Origin of the sequence: Clostridium sp. AF21-20LB (genome assembly GCF_003478795.1) — a bacterium.
GTDB classification, from domain to species: Bacteria; Bacillota; Clostridia; order Lachnospirales; family Lachnospiraceae; genus Otoolea; species Otoolea fessa.
Window position 1 is genome coordinate 21,690 of record NZ_QUGD01000015.1, and the last position, 19,454, is coordinate 41,143.

At 50.0% G+C, this 19,454-nt stretch carries 18 protein-coding genes and 1 pseudogene; 1 reads left to right on the forward strand and 18 read right to left on the reverse strand.

Annotated elements, in window-relative coordinates:
* The 5 genes from DWX76_RS08995 to pyrH all read right to left on the reverse strand — a co-directional run bounded on the left by DWX76_RS08995 (position 1) and on the right by pyrH (position 4,119).
* Positions 1–1,143: a 1-deoxy-D-xylulose-5-phosphate reductoisomerase gene (locus tag DWX76_RS08995; protein ID WP_118467607.1), complete on the reverse strand. Its 1,143-nt coding sequence runs from the start codon at positions 1,141–1,143 to the stop codon at positions 1–3.
* 42 nt (positions 1,144–1,185) lie between these two features.
* The gene (locus tag DWX76_RS09000; RefSeq protein WP_106999776.1) at positions 1,186–1,986 is read right to left on the reverse strand and encodes a phosphatidate cytidylyltransferase; all 801 of its coding nucleotides are present in this window, start codon (positions 1,984–1,986) and stop codon (positions 1,186–1,188) included.
* A gap of 12 nt (positions 1,987–1,998) precedes the next feature.
* The gene (locus tag DWX76_RS09005; protein WP_117795278.1) at positions 1,999–2,724 is read right to left on the reverse strand and encodes an isoprenyl transferase; all 726 of its coding nucleotides are present in this window, start codon (positions 2,722–2,724) and stop codon (positions 1,999–2,001) included.
* A 125-nt stretch (positions 2,725–2,849) separates the two neighbouring features.
* Entirely contained in the window at positions 2,850–3,404 is a 555-nt protein-coding gene (frr, locus tag DWX76_RS09010; protein WP_022360460.1) for a ribosome recycling factor, read from the reverse strand.
* A gap of 13 nt (positions 3,405–3,417) precedes the next feature.
* Positions 3,418–4,119, reverse strand: a complete 702-nt coding sequence (gene pyrH / locus DWX76_RS09015; RefSeq protein WP_106999774.1) for a UMP kinase — start codon at positions 4,117–4,119, stop codon at positions 3,418–3,420.
* 527 nt (positions 4,120–4,646) lie between these two features.
* Here pyrH and DWX76_RS09020 point away from each other — a divergent pair.
* The gene (locus DWX76_RS09020; RefSeq protein WP_022360458.1) at positions 4,647–4,940 is read left to right on the forward strand and encodes a helix-turn-helix domain-containing protein; all 294 of its coding nucleotides are present in this window, start codon (positions 4,647–4,649) and stop codon (positions 4,938–4,940) included.
* A 128-nt stretch (positions 4,941–5,068) separates the two neighbouring features.
* Here the strand turns inward: DWX76_RS09020 and DWX76_RS09025 are convergent, their stop codons facing one another.
* The 13 genes and pseudogenes from DWX76_RS09025 to DWX76_RS09080 all read right to left on the reverse strand — a co-directional run bounded on the left by DWX76_RS09025 (position 5,069) and on the right by DWX76_RS09080 (position 19,349).
* Positions 5,069–6,322 carry a chloride channel protein gene (locus DWX76_RS09025; RefSeq protein ID WP_118570517.1) on the reverse strand — a complete coding sequence of 418 codons (1,254 nt, stop codon included), beginning with the start codon at positions 6,320–6,322 and terminating at the stop codon, positions 5,069–5,071.
* Positions 6,323–6,370: 48 nt separating this feature from the next.
* Entirely contained in the window at positions 6,371–7,648 is a 1,278-nt protein-coding gene (gene ilvA / locus DWX76_RS09030) for a threonine ammonia-lyase (protein WP_118293662.1), read from the reverse strand.
* A 168-nt stretch (positions 7,649–7,816) separates the two neighbouring features.
* Positions 7,817–8,767: a signal recognition particle-docking protein FtsY gene (gene ftsY, locus DWX76_RS09035; RefSeq protein ID WP_182429765.1), complete on the reverse strand. Its 951-nt coding sequence runs from the start codon at positions 8,765–8,767 to the stop codon at positions 7,817–7,819.
* Positions 8,768–8,929: 162 nt separating this feature from the next.
* Positions 8,930–9,736, reverse strand: a pseudogene (locus DWX76_RS15080) (AAA family ATPase); the annotation flags it as partial.
* 310 nt (positions 9,737–10,046) lie between these two features.
* Positions 10,047–12,386 (reverse strand): chromosome segregation protein SMC, encoded by a 2,340-nt coding sequence (gene smc / locus DWX76_RS09040; RefSeq protein WP_118570518.1) that lies wholly within the window; start codon positions 12,384–12,386, stop codon positions 10,047–10,049.
* Positions 12,387–12,388: 2 nt separating this feature from the next.
* On the reverse strand, positions 12,389–13,081 hold the full coding sequence (gene rnc, locus DWX76_RS09045) for a ribonuclease III (protein ID WP_107000387.1): 693 nt from the start codon (positions 13,079–13,081) through the stop codon (positions 12,389–12,391).
* A 185-nt stretch (positions 13,082–13,266) separates the two neighbouring features.
* Positions 13,267–13,497: an acyl carrier protein gene (gene acpP / locus DWX76_RS09050; RefSeq protein WP_118570519.1), complete on the reverse strand. Its 231-nt coding sequence runs from the start codon at positions 13,495–13,497 to the stop codon at positions 13,267–13,269.
* A gap of 101 nt (positions 13,498–13,598) precedes the next feature.
* Positions 13,599–14,588, reverse strand: a complete 990-nt coding sequence (gene plsX / locus DWX76_RS09055; RefSeq protein WP_106999768.1) for a phosphate acyltransferase PlsX — start codon at positions 14,586–14,588, stop codon at positions 13,599–13,601.
* Positions 14,589–14,763: 175 nt separating this feature from the next.
* Positions 14,764–15,591: a patatin family protein gene (locus DWX76_RS09060; RefSeq protein WP_412693813.1), complete on the reverse strand. Its 828-nt coding sequence runs from the start codon at positions 15,589–15,591 to the stop codon at positions 14,764–14,766.
* 366 nt (positions 15,592–15,957) lie between these two features.
* Positions 15,958–16,572, reverse strand: a complete 615-nt coding sequence (locus DWX76_RS09065; protein WP_118570520.1) for an AAA family ATPase — start codon at positions 16,570–16,572, stop codon at positions 15,958–15,960.
* A gap of 12 nt (positions 16,573–16,584) precedes the next feature.
* Positions 16,585–17,937 (reverse strand): SLC13 family permease, encoded by a 1,353-nt coding sequence (locus tag DWX76_RS09070; protein ID WP_118570521.1) that lies wholly within the window; start codon positions 17,935–17,937, stop codon positions 16,585–16,587.
* A gap of 73 nt (positions 17,938–18,010) precedes the next feature.
* Entirely contained in the window at positions 18,011–18,190 is a 180-nt protein-coding gene (locus DWX76_RS09075) for a hypothetical protein (protein WP_118570522.1), read from the reverse strand.
* 157 nt (positions 18,191–18,347) lie between these two features.
* Complete coding sequence (locus tag DWX76_RS09080; protein ID WP_118524102.1) at positions 18,348–19,349, reverse strand: hypothetical protein; 1,002 nt, start codon at positions 19,347–19,349, stop codon at positions 18,348–18,350.
* Between the last annotated feature and the right edge of the window lie 105 nt (positions 19,350–19,454).

Consider the following 19,454-nt stretch of genomic DNA (forward strand, 5'->3'; position numbering starts at 1 on the left):
CTACCACCTGCTCTCTATAAAATCATAGGTTTCCTGTTCTGCTGCCAGAATCTCTTCAACCGTCGGATTCTCTTTCACGGTGTGGTGTTCCATCGCCGCCTCAATCATATCAGTGATGGTCAGATATCCGATCTCGCGATCGAGGAATTTCTGGACTGCCCGCTCATTTGCCGCGTTGAACACGGTCGGAAGCGTGCCGCCGCGCCGTCCGGCTTTGTATGCCAGGGAAAGTCCGTGGAAATTCTCAAAATCCGGCGCTTCAAAGGTAATCTGTGCCAGCTTTGCAAAATCCAGCCGGTCGCCCGCCAGGAAGCGGCGTTCCGGATAATACAGCGCATACTGGATCGGAAGCTTCATATCCGGCGTGCCGAGCTGCGCTATTACCGCGCCGTCCTCGTACTCTACCATTGAATGAATCACACTCTGCGGCTGCACAACCACCTGCACCTGATCCATCTCCACGCCAAAGAGCCATCTTGCCTCCATAACTTCCAGACCTTTGTTTACCATCGTGGAACTGTCGATCGTGATCTTGCGCCCCATCGTCCAGTTCGGATGTTTCAGCGCATCTTCGACCTGCACACTCTTCATCTGCTCTCTCGTCCATCCGCGGAACGGTCCGCCGGACGCTGTCAGGAGAATCTTGTGGATCTTATTTCCCGTCTCACCGTTCAAACTCTGGAAAATCGCGCTGTGCTCGCTGTCCACCGGCAGAATGCGGACATGCTTCTCCTTTGCCAGCGACATAATGATATGCCCCGCCGTTACCAGGGTCTCTTTGTTTGCAAGTGCAATATCTTTTCCAGCATTCATCGCTGCGATCGTCGGGCGGATACCGATCATTCCGACTACCGCTGTCACCACAATCTCCGCCCCCAGCTCCGTTGCCACTGCGAGAAGTCCATCCATGCCGCTCTCGACACGGATATCCAGATCGCGCACACGGTCTTTCAGTTCTTTTGCTTTTTCCTCGTTCCAGACCGCCGCGATCTTCGGAGAAAACTCCCGGATCTGTTTCTCCAGAAGATCAATATTGCTGCCAGCCGCCAGAGCCGTTACTTCTATATCTTTATTCGCCCGGACCACTTCCAATGTCTGTGTTCCGATCGATCCGGTTGATCCAAGTATCGCAATTTTTTTCATTTCTTATTCTCCTGTTTCTGTATTTTCATACATGCTTCCGTTTTATCGTAAAAACGTCAGTGCAAAATAAATCGCCGGTGCCGTAAAAATCATGCTGTCGAACCGATCCAGCACGCCGCCGTGTCCCGGAATCAGGTTTCCGTAATCCTTGACATTGTGGTTCCGCTTGATCGCCGACGCCGCCAGATCTCCGATCTGGGAAATGACCGCCGCAATCGCACACGCCACCGCGCATGCCACCATCGGATTGCTGACCTCGTCCATCTTCGCACCGAAGAAATACGCATAAATGCAGCCTAACAGAGCCGATCCGACCACACCGCCGACGGCGCCCTCGATCGATTTTTTCGGGCTTAAAACCGGTGCCAGACGGTGTTTTCCAAGGAGCATTCCCGCGCAGTATGCGCAGGTGTCACAGCCCCAGGAGCTTAAAAAGATCAGCCAGACAAGGTATTTTCCGTCCGCCATTGCCCGCACCTGATACAGGTAGGAAAGCATAATTCCCAGATAAAAAATGCCGAAAAATGCTACTGTAATCTGCTCGGTCCCATATTTCGGAAACGTAAACACGTAAATGCTCATCAGCACCATCAGGGCTGCAATCGCAAGCAGCGTCACATAATGCTGCCCTTCAAACCACACCAGCCCATAATATCCCAGACACGCCAGATACCCGGCGATGCCCGGCGCTTTTTTCTCAATTCCCATAACCCGATAAAGCTCAAACATACCGATCAGGGAGATCGCGGCGGTCACACAGTACAGAAGGACACCGCCCTTTGTAACCAGTAAAATCGCGAGTGCTACAAGCACAATCCCGCTTATCAGCCTCGTTCTGAACATGGCAACTCCTCCTTATGCCTTGACTCCGCCAAAGCGTCTGTCTCTTTGATTGAACTGCTCAATTGCCTTTATAAGCTCGTCGCGGTTGAAATCCGGCCACAGGCAGTCCGTGATATAAATCTCACTGTAGGCAAGCTGCCACAGCAGATAATTGGACAGGCGGATCTCGCCACTGGTGCGGATCAGAAGATCCGGATCCGGGATGCCCGCCGTATCTAAATAGGACGCAACGGTCTGCTCTGTCACGTTCTCCGGCACCAGCTTTCCGTCCTGACAGTCCATCATCATATGGCGCACCGCGCGCGTGATCTCATCTCTGCCGCCGTAGTTGACTGCGATCACAAAGGTCATGCCCGTGTTTGCCGCCGTCTCGTCTTCCAGGCGGTTGATGCCCTCGATGATATCGCTGTCAAATCGCGTGCGGTCGCCGATCATTTTGACTCTTACATTATTTTTCTTGGCAATCTTTAAAAGACGTTTCAGATAAAAACGGAAGAGCTGCATCAGCGCCCCTACTTCTTCAGCAGAACGCTTCCAGTTTTCCGTTGAAAAACCATATACCGTCAGATAACGGATTCCCAGTCTCGCTGCATCCTCAACCGTCTGTTCAACCGTCACACACCCCTGTTTATGACCTACGGTTCTCGGAAGACCTCTCTTCTTCGCCCATCTGCCGTTGCCATCCAGAATGAGGGCGACATGCTGCGGAATTACCAGGTTTTCGATGTCCCTTTCCATCCAGTTTTCCTCCATAATATTCCCTTAATAGCCAGAAAACAGGACCAGCCGGCCATCCGCATCTGCAATGCCGGCCAGCCCTGCTTGAGGCAGCCTGATTTTTACATTTAAACTCTATTGTATTTTTATACAGTCATGATCTCAGCTGTTTTTTCTTCTACTGCTTTATCAACCTTTGCGATCATCTTGTCAGTCAGCTTCTGGATCTGATCCTCGCCATCTGCCAGCTCATCCTCGGTGATCTCGCCGCCTTTTTCCAGCTTCTTTAACAGGTCGTTTGCATCACGGCGGATATTGCGAACTGCAACCTTCGCGCCCTCGCCCTTTTTCTTAACATCCTTTGCCAGATCTTTACGGCGTTCCTCAGTAAGCTCCGGGAAAATCAGGCGGACTGCACTTCCATCGTTGTTCGGGTTGATACCCAGATCGGAAGTCAGGATCGCTTTCTCGATGTCCTTAATGAGCTTCTTCTCCCACGGCTGGATCAGAATCATACGCGGCTCCGGTACAGAGATATTTGCCACCTGCTGTAACGGGGTCGGTGCGCCGTAGTAATCTACCTTGATTTTGTCCAGTACATGCGGGTTCGCACGTCCAGCACGAATGGATGTATACTCATTCAGCAGTGCGTCATAGGACTTATTCATCTTCTCTTCGTAAACTTTTAATCTCTCCTGCATAAAATCCTCCTAGTTATGCGGTAACCACTGTACCGTTAATTTTTCCGCGCATTGCATTTACAATTCCGTCTTTTTCATTCAGGCTGAATACTGCCATCGGAACGTGATTTTCCATACACATGATGGAAGCTGTGAGGTCTACGACCGCCAGCTGCTTATCGATCACCTCCTGAATCGTGATCGTATCATACTTCTTTGCATCCGGGTTGATCTTCGGATCGCTGTCATAGACGCCGTCGATCGCCTTGGCCAGAAGAATGCAGTCTGCATCCATCTCAATCGCACGCAGCGCTACGCCGGTATCAGTTGAGAAATACGGATGGCCTGTACCACCTGCAAAAAATACGACCATACCCTTTGAGAAATATTTATTGGCTCTGTCCTTTGAAAACAGCTTCGTCATGGAACCGCACTCAAATGGTGTCAGAATCTGTGTCATCATGCCCTCGCTCCGGAAGATCTCCGACACGTAAATACAGTTCATGACCGTTGCCAGCATTCCGATCTGATCCGCCTTGGTCCGATCGATTGCATTGCTCTGGCGGCCTCTCCAGAAGTTTCCGCCGCCGATCACGATACCTACTTCGATTCCGTCATCGACCGCCGTCTTAACCTGTCTGGCTACTTCCTTGACCGTTGCTTCATCAAACCCGGTTTTCTTGTCGCCTGCCAGCGCTTCTCCGCTCAGCTTCAGTAATACCCGCTTTAATTCCATAATTCGGTTCTCCCTGTCTATATGTACGTTCTGATGTACATTTTATCTGTGATGACCGTAAAAAGCTGCGTCACCTTATCAAAGATATTCTACCACAAAAAATCCGAATGTGCGATAGAATTTTCGTAAATCCTGTGCATCCTTTCATCATTTTCCCCAAACGCCTTTCTGTATACGGATTCTTCGCCCTATTTTTCATTTTTTCTCAAATTTTAGCGCCCGTTTTACTTTTTTTCTATTTCACCTTTTCCCGCCGCTCTCATTCTGCCCCCAGTTTCTCATTATTTATCTGCACTTATCCTCTGCAATCTTTTTCTGTGCATTATTTAACAGCCTTCCTAGGTGCAATCCATGTATGTGCATTATTTTATTGAATATGCACTTTATAACATTGCAAATTTGAACCATTATATTGTTTGATAAAAATCAATTTCCAGCTACAATAGTTATATCAGTTGTAATTATTTATTATCTCTGAAATAACAATAACGCATGATTCTTTCGGATCGGGGAGGCACTTGAAAAATATGACAGCAATCGATCAAAAACAAATTAACAAGCAGCAGACAAACCGTTATGAAAAATATTACCGTCAGATAGGTCTCAACATCGCTTATTACCGCAAACTCCGTGGCATGAGCCAGATGGCTTTAGCAGAGGCGACCGATTTAAGCCGGACTCATATATCCAACATCGAAGCACCGAACATGAAAACGAGTCTTTCCTTAGAGAGTCTCTTTGATATTGCAGGTGTTCTGCAGGTTGCACCGCGCGCCCTGCTCGATTTCCGTGATGAGAAACCGCAGGATTTTCATGAATAAATCATGATAGAGCACGTAGATTCATGAATTTCTTTAAAGCATGACATTTTAGGGTTCCAAAGATAAATTGGAACCCTTTTTGTGGTATTCAAAAGTAAAAAATCAAAATTATGGTGAGCATTTTCCACCTATTTATTCGTCTTCCGGTTAATAAACTCCGTCCTCGTCTTCGAGTAGATAAATTTCTGACTCGCATACAGGCTGTAATAACCAGAGAAACTAAAGCTGACTGCAATCACCAGCACGAAAAACGGCATCGCCTCATAGCCAAAAAGCTCAAAGCCCAGCAGAAGCGTTGAGATCGGGCAGTTTGTGACTCCCACAAAGAGTCCCAGCATACCGCAGGCGGTCATAAGACCGACCGGCTGTCCAAAGAGAAATGCAAAGAAACTGCCAAACGCCGCGCCGATCGTCAGGGTCGGCACGATCTCGCCTCCCTTGAAGCCTGCCTCCAGCGTAACCGTCGTAAAGAGAATTTTCATCAGGAAATCCCATGGAAGTCCCTCGCCCTCGAAACATTTTTCAATCAGGGAGACGCCGCTTCCGTTGTAGCGGGTCGAACCGGTCAGAAGCGTCAAAACAATCACAATCGCCGCGCCGGATAGAATCCGCCAGACCGGCGAGGGAAGATATTTTTTGTAGAGATGTTCCGTTGTGTGAAGCGTGATGCAGAAAAGCTCCGACACCAGCGCGCAGCCAGCCGCCAGACCGACAGCCACGATCGCTGTTTCAATACTCCACGCAGGAACCGCACCAATCGCAAACTGCTCCGGCATCAGTCCCCAGAACCTCGCCAGCGCCGCCGCCGTAAAGGCAGAAAAGACACATGGAACCAGCGCTGCATAGTACATAACGCCGATGCTGATAACCTCCATCGAAAAGATCGCCGCCGCCATCGGTGTGCCAAACAAGGCGGCAAACACACCGCTCATGCCGCACATGACCGCAATTTTCTTATCTTTCTCATCAAATTTCAGCCATTTTCCGATCTGGGTTCCGATGCTTCCTCCCATCTGCAGCGCCGCGCCCTCGCGTCCGGCAGAACCGCCGCCCAAATGCGTCAGAAGCGTTCCTGCAAAGACTGCCGGGGCAGTCGCAAAACTGATCTCTGTATTCGAATAGATCGATTCAATCACCATATTTGTGCCCCGGTTATTATCCTCTCCCAGCACATGGTAAACACCCAGAACCAGAATACCGGTGAGCGGCAGCAGAAAGACCATCCACGGGTGGCTCTGAAAGAATGCTGACACCCATAGGACGCATTTTCCAAATGCCGTGCCGATGCAGCCGCTCACAATTCCAATCACAATCGCGCCTTCCGCCCATTTTATAAAATAGGAAATATTTTTTAACACCGGCTCATATTTCTCCCGCTTCATTTCAATTCTCCCCTGTCTGCTCTATCTACACTGCTTTTCATTTCCACCTTAGACATCATAGATATTTTTGGATTTTACCAGCTTCGGACGATAGCCTGCTTCCTTGAGCGCTTCCACTATCTTATTCTTGTGATCCGTACCAAACGCCTCAACGGTGATCCGCAGCTCCACTGCTGCGTTGCGGTTGATGCTGACAAACTGGTTATGCTCCAGTTTGATGACATTGCCCTGCTCCGCTGCCATCAGATTTGCAACCTTTGCAAGCTCTCCTGGCTTATCCGGCAGCAGTACCGATACGGTAAATACGCGGTCTCTCTGGATCAGACCATGCTGTACGATGGATGCCATTGTGATCACGTCCATGTTGCCGCCACTCAGGATGGATACGACTTTTTTCTTCTTCACATTCAGGTGTTTCAGAGCAGCCACAGTCAGAAGACCGGAGTTCTCAACGATCATCTTGTGGTTTTCTACCATATCAAGGAATGCCACGATCAGCTCGGAATCCCCGATGGTGATGATATCATCCACATTGATCTGGATGTACGGGAACAGCAGATCGCCCGGGCGTTTAACGGCAGTACCATCCGCGATTGTGTTGACGCTCGGGAGAGTCACTACTTTTCCTTCTTTCAGGGATTCCTGCATACAATTTGCGCCTGCCGGTTCTACACCGATCACTTTGATCTTCGGATTCAGCAGTTTTGCCAGCGTTGCAACACCGGTACAGAGTCCGCCGCCGCCAATCGGAACCAGAATATAATCAACGGTCGGAAGCTCTTTGATGATCTCCATCGCGATGGTTCCCTGACCGGTGGCTACGTCCAGATCGTTGAACGGATGGATAAAGGTATATCCGTGCTCCGCTGCCAGCTCATTTGCATATGCCAGCGCCTCATCGAATACATCGCCGTGAAGAACCACCTCTGCGCCATAGCTTCTGGTACGGTTTACCTTCATGAGCGGCGTGGTCGTCGGCATAACAACCGTTGCCTTGCAGCCAGCCAGTTTTGCCGCGTATGCAACGCCCTGTGCATGGTTTCCAGCCGATGCGGTGATCAGACCGCGCTGTTTCTCCTCATCGCTCAGGGTGCTGATCTTATAAAATGCACCTCTTACCTTGTAAGCACCTGTATACTGCATATTTTCCGGCTTTAAATATACTTTATTGCCGGTCAAATTCGAAAAATATTCACTGTAAACCAGTTTTGTCTCGGAAATAACCTTGCTGACAACCTCCGTTGCTTCTTCGAATTTCTCCAGTGTCAGTCCCTGTGGCTCAGCCTGTACTGCCTCTGCTGTCTCTTCCTTTATTGTCTCACTCATTGTCTTTCCTCCATTTATCCGTATTTCTCAGAATGCGCCCTGCTTTTGTCGGTTCTCTGACCAGACAGTCTGCCGGGTGTGTCCTCTCTATCTGAATCTACGGCTTAAGCAGATTTGTTCTCCGCCAAACCAGTTTCAGCCGTGGCATGCTCAGCTATTTTTAGAGCTTTATTCATTCTCTGTCAATGCTTCATTTCTCTTAAACAGTGCATTGACGAAATCATTCGCATCGAATTTCTGTAAATCGTCGATCTTCTCGCCGATTCCGACGTATTTAACCGGAATACCAAGCTCGGACTGAATCGCAACCGCGATACCGCCCTTTGCCGTGCCATCCAGCTTCGTCAGGATGATGCCGGTGATATCTGCCACCTCCATAAACTGTTTTGCCTGTGCAAGCGCGTTCTGACCGGTCGTTCCGTCAAGGACAACCAATGTCTCACGGTAGGCGTCCGGATATTCTTTGTCGATGATCCGGTTGATCTTCTTTAACTCTTCCATCAGGTTTTTCTTGTTGTGCAGACGACCTGCCGTGTCGCAGATCAGCACATCGGCATTTCTTGATTTTGCCGCCGCGATCGCATCGTAGATAACAGCTGCCGGATCAGAACCTTCCTGCTGGGCGATCAGCTCAACGCCCGCGCGTCCTGCCCACTCCGTCAGCTGCTCAATCGCTGCCGCACGGAATGTATCCGCCGCCGCCAGAATGACCTTCTTGCCCTGATCCTTTAACTGACCCGCCAGCTTGCCGACCGAGGTCGTCTTCCCGACGCCGTTGACGCCGATCACCAGCACAACCGACTTGCGGTTTTCAAATTCGTAGGCATTTTCGCCCAGATCCATCTGTTCCTTGATGCTGGCAATCAGAAGATCCTTGCACTCTGCCGGATCCTTGATGTGGTTTTCTTTTACCTTTTTCCGGAGATCCTCGACGATCGCCATCGTCGTCTGGATACCTAGATCGCCCATGATAAGCGTCTCTTCGATCTCCTCATAGAAATCATCATCGATCGCGGAAAAACCGCTGAATATGGAATCAATTCCGCCTACAATGGAATCTCTCGTTTTCGTCAGCCCTTCTACCAGACGGCTGAAAAAACCCTTTTTCTTATCTCCCATGGCTGCGCCTCCTTTTCTATTTCTGAACTCTTTTTTGCAATTATAATTCTGCTTTTCCTCTTCCCGCTCCATCTGCGCCTCGATCAGGCTGACCGATACCAGCGTGGACACACCTTTTTCCTGCATCGTGATACCGTACAGGCGGTCTGCCGACACCATCGTGCCTCTTCGGTGGGTGATGACGATAAACTGCGTGTAGCGCGTCAGCTTATGCAGGTACCCGGCAAACCGGTCTACGTTGGAATCGTCGAGTGCCGCCTCAATCTCATCAAGCAGGCAGAATGGCGACGGTTTTAAGTTCTGAATTGCAAAAAGCAGTGCGATCGCCGTCAATGCTTTCTCCCCACCGGAGAGCTGCATCATATTCTGCAGTTTTTTGCCCGGCGGCTGTGAAATAATCTGGATGCCTGCCTCCAGAATATCTTCTTCCTGCGACAGCTCCAGCGTACCCGTTCCGCCTCCAAATAATTCCTTAAATACTTTATCAAACTCGCGGCGGATCTCACCAAATTTTTCCCGGAACTGACGCCGCATTCCTTCATCGAGCTCCTCGATAATTTTTTCCAGCGCCGCCTGTGCCGCTACCAGATCTTCATGCTGGTTTTTCATAAATTCGTAGCGGCCGGATATCTCCTTGTAGTCCTCGATCGCGTTGACATTGACATTCCCAAGAGCGCGGATCTCCATCTTTTTCTCATTGATCGACCGCTTCATTTCCGGAATCGAGGTCAACTCTTCCTTCCGCAGCTCTTCCGCGCGCGAATACGTAAGCTCATACTCACTCCACATATAATCGACCTGCAACTCCAGGCGCTCATTCAGGCGTTCTCTCTGATTCTGGAGACGGAATTTCTCGCGATCTAAAAGCTGGAGACGTTCGTTCAGTTCTTCCTTTTTATCAAAGAAAGTTTTCTGCCGCCCCGCCTTTTCTTCCTTCTCACGCTGCTTGTTCTGGATTACCAGTTCCATCTGCGTCCGCTTGTCCCCGGACGCCTGTATCTCGGCTTCCAGCGCTGCAATCTCGCGCTCTCTGGCAGCGATCGTCTCGCTGCTGTCCGCGTGACCGCCGGAAAGTTTCTCTTTCTCTGCCCGGAGACGTTCCTGCTCCTGCAATACACGGCGCAGATTTTCCTTGATAAACGCGCCTTTCTGCTCCACCTGGGAATGCCCAAGCTGTATCTCCGAAAGGGCTGCCGCCGCTTCCCCACGCTGCTTTTTCGCCGTCTCAAGACCTGTCTGCTGCTCTTCCACGTACTGGTTCTTCTCATTGCTTAGCGTTTCAGCTCATCTCTTCGGTCTGCAGCTCCCGCAGCGCCCCGCGCAGATCGCCTACCTGCAGTTCGAGTTCCTGATTTTCTGAAGACAGATCCTGCGAGGAATCTGCAATCTCCTGCCGTCTCGCCTCTAGCTGGCAGATCGTCAGTTCCAACGTATTCTGCTGGATCTGCATCTGCTGGCGCCTCTCCTGGACGGATGCCAGTGTTCTCTTCGCTTCCGTCAGCCTGCGCCCCGTCTCTGCCAGCTCCTTCTGTACCGCTTCCACCTGTTCCAATGCCTTTTTGCAGGCAGCTTCCAGTTCTTCGATCTCACGGCGTCGTCCCAGCAGATTGCTGCTGTTCTTGAATGCACCACCGGTCATCGAACCGCCAGGGCTTAAAAGCTCGCCGTCCAGCGTCACGATCCGGAGAGAATAGCGGTATTTCTTTGCCAGCGCAATCGCATGATCGATCTGATCCACCACGACCACGCGTCCCAGCAGATAGGACACCAGCCCGCTGTATTTCTCATCCGCAGAGACCAGTTCGCTTGCCAGTCCAAGAACACCCATTTCTTTCAGCGCCCCCGGCTGTCCAAAACTCTGGCGGCGTTCCATGCTGGTCAGCGGCAGAAACGTCGCACGGCCATACCGGTTCTTTTTCAGATGTTCAATCAGGCGTTTCGCCGTCTCCTCGGAATCCGTCACAATGTTCTGGATGCTGCCGCCAAGCGCCGTCTCGATCGCCGTCTCATATTTCTTCGTCGTGCTGATCAAATCCGCCACAACGCCATGAATGCCCGGAACACGGTCCCTGACTTCCATCACGCGGCGGATACTACCGCCGTAGCCCTCGTAGCGCTCCGCCAGATTCCGCATCGATTCCAGCTTTGTCCGGTTCGTGTGGTAATCCTGCTGAAGGCTCAAAAGTTTCTGGTTCAGGCGGCGTTCCTGTTCTTCCTCCGTGCGCGTCTGCTCCTGCAGCTCTTTTTCCTGCGCCGAAAACGCTTCCAGACATTCCCGCACCTTCCCTAATTTGGCTTCTTCTTCTTTTTTCTGCTCTTCCTGAACCGACTCATCGCTCTTGAATTTCAAAAGCTTCTGCGTCACTTCCGCCCGGCGCACATCCGCCTGCTCCAACATCGTCTCATAGCGCTGACGGCGGGCGGCAAGTTCCGCTTTCTGGTTCAGAGCGTCCATGATCTCGGCTTTTGCCTTCTCGATCAAGGTTTCCGTCCGGCTGACCGCCTCGTCCATCGAACGGACTGCTGCCTCCGCTTCCTGCTGTTTTGTCTCGATTGTCTGCACCAATGCATTTAGTGCCTGTTTTTCAGACTCATATTCCGCCTGTTCTTCCTCTTTCTGATGCATTTCGCCGTCGATCGACGCCATCCGGCTGCGGATATGTTCTTCGTTCATCTGCTCCGTCCGGATCTGCTCTCTGAGAACCCCGATCCGTCCGGTCTTCTCCTGGCGTTCCAGATCTTCCCGGCTGCACGCCTCACGATCCGCGGCAATCGCCGCATCCAGCGCATCCAGCTCGGTTCCGAGCAATTCGTACTCCGATTTCAGTGTCTCCGATTCCGCCCGCACACTCTCCTGATCGCCGGTCAGAATCATCTCCTTCTGCTCCACTTCCCGGATCTGGCGCTTCAATTCCTCCGATTCTGCCAAAAACAGGTTGGCGTCCAGACAGCGCAGCTCTTCCCGCAGACGCAGATACTCCTTCGCCTCCTCCGACTGCCGTTCCAGTGGTCCTACCTGTTTTTCCAGCTCGGACAAAATATCCGTCACGCGGATCAGGTTCTGCTTTTCATCTTCCAGCTTCTTCTGTGCGATCGCCTTGCGCCGCTTGAATTTCACGATTCCAGCCGCCTCGTCAAACAGCTCGCGCCGTTCCTCCGGTCGCCCGCTTAAAATCTGATCAATCTGTCCCTGTCCGATGATGGAATATCCCTCTTTACCGATACCCGTATCATAAAAGAGCTCGTTGATATCTTTTAGACGGCAGCTCGTTCCATTAATCTTATATTCACTCTCACCAGAACGGTAAAGACGTCTTGAAACCGTGACTTCGTCGTACTCAATCGGAAGTTTGTGATCGGCATTATCCAGTGTGATCGCCACGTAGGCAAATCCCTGCGGTTTTCGAAGCTCCGTACCAGCAAAAATAACGTCCTGCATCGTGCCGCCGCGCAGCTGCCTGCTTCTCTGCTCACCGAGCACCCAGCGCACTGCATCGGCGACATTGCTCTTGCCGCTGCCGTTCGGTCCGACGATGCCCGTGATTCCGTTGTGGAACTCAAACAGAATTTTATTGGCAAATGACTTAAAACCCTGTATTTCAATACTCTTTAAATACATACCTACTCCTGCGGTTTTCTGATAGTGAGGATCCCACGGTACGCCGCACGCTGTTCCGCTGATTTTTTCGTCCGTCCGATGCCACGGCCGATCTCCTGACCGTCCAGCATCGCGGACACTTCGAAGCTCTTGTTGTGATCCGGTCCTTCTTCTTTCAGAAGAACGTATGTAAGTGTCTCGTCTGTGTGTCCCTGCACAATCTCCTGCAAGATAGTCTTGCTATCATAAAAGAGCTTTTTGTGTTCCATATCGTTGAGAATAAATCGATGAATAAACTCTTTTGCATTAGCAAAACCACCGTCCAGATAAATCGCACCGATCAGTGCCTCCATCGCATCCGACACCACCGAATCGCGCCCCCGTCCGCCGGTCGCATCCTCGCCTTTTCCAAGCAGCAAAAATCCACCCAGATCGATCTCCTGTGCGCAGAATGCAAGCGTCGGCTCGCAGACCAGACTCGCACGTGTCTTTGTCATATCGCCCTCCGGCATCTCCGGAAACGTGCGGAACAGAAAATCACTCGATACCACTTCCAGCACCGCGTCGCCTAAAAATTCAAGACGCTCGTTGCATCCCAGTTTTCCAAGATGGTGCTCATTGGCATACGAACTGTGTATCATCGCGTGTTCCAGAAGCTTCTTGTCCTGAAACGAATAGCCAATCCGTTTTTCCAATTTATTTAATGTATACTCCATATATTTCTCTCTTTCCAGCCTGTCCTGCTGCTGACTGATTCCGGCAATCATTGCTATTTGTGTCTGTGAGCCAGAGTCAAACATCCGTTCTTTTTGGAAAGGAGCTGTCGCGATCCTGCCCTTCGGCAGCCCGCCCAGCCCCTTTGCCTGACAGACTTCTCTATAACTTTTTAACAAACATTGAATTAGTTCAGTGCGTTCTTGATCTGCTCTACTGCATCGCCCACAGATACAATCTTTTCTGCCTCCTCAGTCGGAATTTCGATATCAAACTCCTCCTCGATTCCCATGATAATCTGAAAAATATCCAGAGAATCAGCGCCCATATCATCCACAAACGTCGTATTTAACGTAATTTCATCCGCTTCTACATTCAGTACCTCCGCGATAATGTTCTGTAATTTTTCAAATTCCATAATTTTCTTCCTTTCTATGAACTTATTTTAAAATATTTAGAATTCTAGATTGATTAAAAACATATCGTTTTTTCGCTACATTTTATAATTTCACGAAAGTTTCACAGACTTTCCTTGATCTTTTCATTAATCGCCTGCTCTTTAAAGGTCACACACTGAAGAATCGAATTGCACACCTCGATGCGCTTGGAATTTCCGTGCGTCTTGACAACCAGCCCCTTCAATCCCAGAAGCGGTGCGCCGCCGTACTGGCTCGCATCGAATGCTTTGAGCGTCGTCTTTAACGCCGGTTTTACAAGCAATGCGCCGATCTTTGAGCGCAGGCTCGTCATCATGCCCTGTTTTACCATGGAAATCAGGGTTGCACCGACACCTTCATAGAGTTTCAGGATGACATTTCCGACAAATGCCTCGGAAACGATGACATCCGCGCCGCCGTGCGGAATCTCGCGTGCCTCGATGCTGCCGATGAAATTGATGTCCTTACATTCTTTTAAGAGCGGGAATGTCTCTTTCACCAGCGCATTGCCCTTCTCTTCCTCCGCACCGATGTTGACGATCGCCACACGCGGATTCTTGATTCCAACCACGTGTTCCATGTAGATGGATCCCATCTTTGCAAACTGTACCAGATGGGACGGTCTTGCATCGACATTGGCGCCGCAGTCGATCAGCAGGGACACGCCCTTTTCTGTCGGAATCAATGGAGCCAGTGGCGGACGTTCAACGCCCTTGATTCTGCCGACGATCACCTGTCCGCCGACCAGAATCGCGCCGGAGCTGCCCGCGGAACAGAATGCATCCGCCTCACCCCTGCGGACCATATTCATGCCGACCACGATGGACGAATCTTTCTTCGTGCGGATCGCATTGACCGGCGGTTCCTCCGTCTCGATGACCTCAGTCGCATTGACAACCTCGATCTGTTCTTTCTTATATGTATGCTTTTTTAATTCTTCTGATACGACTTCTTCCTTGCCGATCAGGAAAATCTGAATATCTTCCCTCGACTGGGCTGCCATCACGGCACCTGCCACGATCTCACCCGGTGCGTTGTCGCCCCCCATGGCATCTACTGCTATCTTAACCATTGCCTCTTCTCCTTCTATATTTATAGCGATACACATACCAAACCTGTCTTCCGCCACTGCGGCATATGTGGTCCGAACGAATCGCTCTTTCATCGTCACGCTGCAGCTGTCCCGCTTTTTATTGTCCACAGCCACATTACATCAATCTTTACTATACTAGAGATCAATCTATAAATCAATAAGATTTGAACCAATTTTCCATTGCATGCATCTGATTGGCAGCATCCTTCCTGCCGATATCATACGTCTCCTGCAATTTTTCAACACTATGTTCGGTCCTGCCGATTGGAAGCGCCACGCTCGGACGGATAACAAAAATTTTTCCCTCTTGTTCGAGGCGATCGATCCATTCCACTGTCTTATTATAGAAATAATAGCGGCTGCGAAGCGCCCTCACGAACGCCGGATATTTGTGATATGCCGCCTCCGGCAGCCAGAAATTGCCTGGTTTCTTACGGTAGCCCGCCGGACGGGTCAGCACAACGACGCATTTTTTATACCCCATCTTAGCGAACGCACGCAACGGAATGCTGTCCGTGCAGCCGCCGTCCAGAAGCTTCATTCCACCAACCTCGACCATATGGGACACATACGGAAGGGATGCCGTCGCACGGAAATATTCGACATCTTTGAACATATCTTTGATCTCCAGATACTCTGCTTTCCCTGTCTCCACATTGCTGCATGCCACATAAAACCGTGTATTTCCCCGGTCAAATGCCTCGTAATCATACGGATCCAGCCGTTCCGGTATATCATGGAAGCAGAACTGCTCGTCCACCAGATTTCCCGTCCGCAGCCAGTTTTTAAAGCTCATAAAACGCTTGTCATTGCAGTATTTTTTATAATAGCGGATGCTCCGCTCCTTCTGCCCCGACACAAACGAAGCCCCATGCACTGCCCCCGCCGAGACGCCGATCACGCCGTCAAATGAAATATCATGATCCAAAAACACATCCAGGACGCCCGCTGTGTAAATGCCGCGCATCCCGCCGCCCTCCAGAACGAGACCGGTCTTTTTTTCTTTTTTTTAACTCTGTCATATATCATCAAACTCCTATTAAATATCTTATATACTATAAAACAAGATCGAACAGATAGCAAATACGATTTTTCTATCTAATTCCATATTTTTTAGTATAACGTTACTGTTCACGCATACGTGCCCAGTAACAGAATTTGCCGTGGCTTCGCATTTAAATACGGCAAATTCCTGCTGGCACCACGTTTTCTTACGGCACTTTCGGTTCCAAAAGTGCCCACCCGGAAACAGTAACAGTATAACACCTCGGCAGAAAAAGGGAAAGGGGGACGTGCGCCGCCTATGCACACGTTCCCCTTTCTCTTTTCCTTCGATATCTCTATTATTTTATTTCTGCATCGCGTCCATCCGCGCCTGCACATACTCCTCCAGCATCTTCGTCGTTCCCTCAATTCCCAGCCGGCTACTGTTGATCGAAAGGTCATAATTTCTGGAATCTCCCCAGCGTCCGCGGCTGTAACAGTTGTGGTAGGATTTCCGCCTCCAGTCCTTCGTCTTTACCAGACGTTTCGCCTCGTCCTCTGAAAGTCCGTGCAGCTGCTCGATTCTCTTCACCCGTGTTTCCTCATCGCCCAGCACAAAGATCGTGATCAGTCCGTCATATTCCTTTAAAATCGTCTCCGCACACCGTCCAACTACCACAAACGATTTCCCTGAATCGGCCTTGTCTTTCAGGTAACTGAACTGCATCTGCGCCAGATTGTTCTCCAGAGAGCTTGAAAATCCGCTGACATTGCGCGCCAGAAAACGGTTTAGCGGCTTCTCGTCGTATTTTTCCAGCACACGCGGATCCACACCCTTTTCCTTGGCAATACTGTCCAGCATCCTATGATCATAAATCGGAAGTTCAAAATGCTCTGCCAGCGCTTCCGCTATCTTGTGTCCGCCGCTGCCAAACTGTCTGCTGACCGAGATGATCACTCTGTTTTTCCTCTCCTCCATATAAAAGCCCCCTTAAAAGTATCTCACATATATACAAACCATGGAAATCAGGATTACCAGCACCGTCGCCGGAGCTGCATACCGGCAATATTTCCCCCAGCCGATAAAATGTCCGTTTTTCGCTGCCACTGAGATACCAACTACGTTTGCCGAGGCTCCGATCGGAGTTCCGCAGCCGCCAATATCCGTACCCATCGAAAGCGCCCACGCCAGAACCGAGAGATCCATGCCGCCTGCCTGCGCCAGACTCCGGATAACCGGGATCATCGTCGCCGCAAATGGGATATTGTCCACAAATGCACTCGCAAGCGCCGACAGCCACAGCACAATCGCTACTACCCATTTTACATTATTTCCACTGACTGCGTCAATGATCCCTGCTAAAGAATTTAGGACGCCCGTCTGCTCCATGCCGCCGACCACGACAAAAAGACCAATGAAGAATAGCAGCGTCTTATAGTCAAGCTTCTTAATCATGCTGAGCGCCTCACCGCCGGATGCCAGCAGCGAAAAAGCACCGATAAATACGCCAATCGTCGCAACTGTCAGTCCCGTCTGTGCATGCGTCACCAGCATTACGATCGCCGCCGCAAAGATCACCACGCTGACCGCAAACCGTTTCCGATCCGTGATCGCCTCCTGTGGGGATGGATATGTAACCGCTTCGTCATGCTTTTCACTCGCCTTTAATTCTTTCCTAAAGGAAAAATAGAAAAACAGTACGACAAAAATCAGCGAAACACCCGCCATCATACCTGTATTTAAAATAAAATCTTTAAATGAATATCCGAGCGAGGTTCCGATGATGATATTCGGCGGATCGCCGCACATCGTCGCAGAGCCGCCCAGATTCGAACAGAAGATCTCTGAAATGATCATCGGAATCGGATCAAAATGCAGAAGATGGGCCAGCTCTACCGTGACCGCTGCCAAAAAAAGAATAACGGTAATACTGTCGATAAACATCGCCAGAAACGCCGACATCAGCATAAATGAAATAAAAATCGGGATCGTCTTATAATGTACCGCCTTGGCGATTGTCAGGCACAGCCACCGGAAAAATCCCGCGCGCTCCATGCCCTCCACCATCAGCATCATACCGGCAATAAAAAGAATCGTCGCCCAGTTGATGCCGCTCGAGGACTCTGCCGCCGCCTCGGTCTGAAACCAGAAGTTCGGAACCATGAAGCTGTGCAGGCTCAGTGTCTCCGCCGCTGCCGCCTCACTGTGCATACAGACGCCAAACACCAGCACCAGCGTCAGAAGCCCGCATCCGAGCGATACGATATGCCTCTCAATGTGATCCCAGATGATAAGTCCAAACATTACAATAAAAATAATCACAGCCAAAATTTGTGCTGCCATCTTTGTGCCCCTCCTTTGTCAGTCCTTTTTCTGCCATCCTCCATACTGGCTTAGAACCCCTTGCAGTCTCTTCTCAGACCGCCCCTTCCCCTAGATTGTTAAAAAATAGGCAGTCATGAGATACCACCTCTATCTTACTACTTATTTCACAATATGCAAGTATACTTTTTGTTATTTTTTTTATTTCATCAGAAATAACTGCCAGCTTGTCCTTCAGCGCTCTTTTCATGTATGTGTTTTCATTCTCTACCATCGTTCTGTTTGCAAATATTCTCTTTATTTTTCTCTATTTTTTAATGTAAAAGAGACAGACCGCATATTCCGTGCAATCTGCCTCTTCTCACATCTATTTTACAATTCTGTCTCCATCTTCCCTGACGGATTTTCATCAAAATTGTTTCTTAAACATTTTACAGAAGCGCCCCGTCTTCCCCGACCTGCTTGCCGTCCGGCGTCGTCGTATTAACTAACATCGCGCCGTTTACATCCAGATAATACCATTTTCCATTCCAGAACACCCAGGTATTCGTCTTGCAATATGCATTTTCATCGAAGAAATACCACACACCGCCGATCTGCTGCCAGTTATTGGTCACATAGCTTCCATCGGAATTGCGGTACTTATAGCCAAGCGCATCCTGTTCCCACGCACCGGCTGCCGGACCGCTGCCTGCTTCCTTGAAGACAAGCGTCTTCTGAATTTCCTGCGCCTGCTCCGCCGTGATTGTGAAGGAATCCGATGTCTGCCATTCGCCGTGCCGTGAATCGCTGTAAACCGCGCGCACATCAAACGTGTAGGTTCCCGCCTGCGTAAGATAACGTCCAAGATTGTATTTCGTTTCTTTTCCCGGTTTTACCGTACTTAAAAATTTCTCATCCCGGTAAACGCGCAGCTCATAGTATTTCGCATCCTCACTGCTGTTCCACTCTGCAACGCCATCCATCTGATCCCACTCTGCCTCATCAACATCCAGGCTGTAATCACTGGAGGTTCCTTTTAAAGCTTTCAGGGTGATCACGACCCGGAGTTCCTCATCGCCCTTGCGCTTGATGGAAGTAACCGTCGCACTGTCACCGCTCAGGGTTACATTCTTTTTCGCATAACCGGATTTAAAATAATAATCATCGTCCGCCTCCAGAGTAACCTCCAGCTTTGGCTTATCCTTGTCCACCCATTTACCGGACGGCTCGTTGATCACATCAACATTGGAAATATCACAATCACCGAAATCGAGCGAAACATCCACATCTGAACTCTCATCACCGACATGGATCGAGGACGAAACATTTAAGCCGATCGAGCCAACCGGGCTGCGGTCCTCCGTATCCTTCGATGCAAATGCCTGAAATGGGATCGCCGCCAGAAGCGCGGCGGCTGTGACGGTCAAAAGTAAATATTTTCCCTTTTTCATATGTAAAACCTCCTAACGTGATATTTATAAAACATTATCCCTCTTTTTTCTTCTTCTCTATATTAACAAAAAATAGCGGTATTGTACACCTTTTTGCATACAACA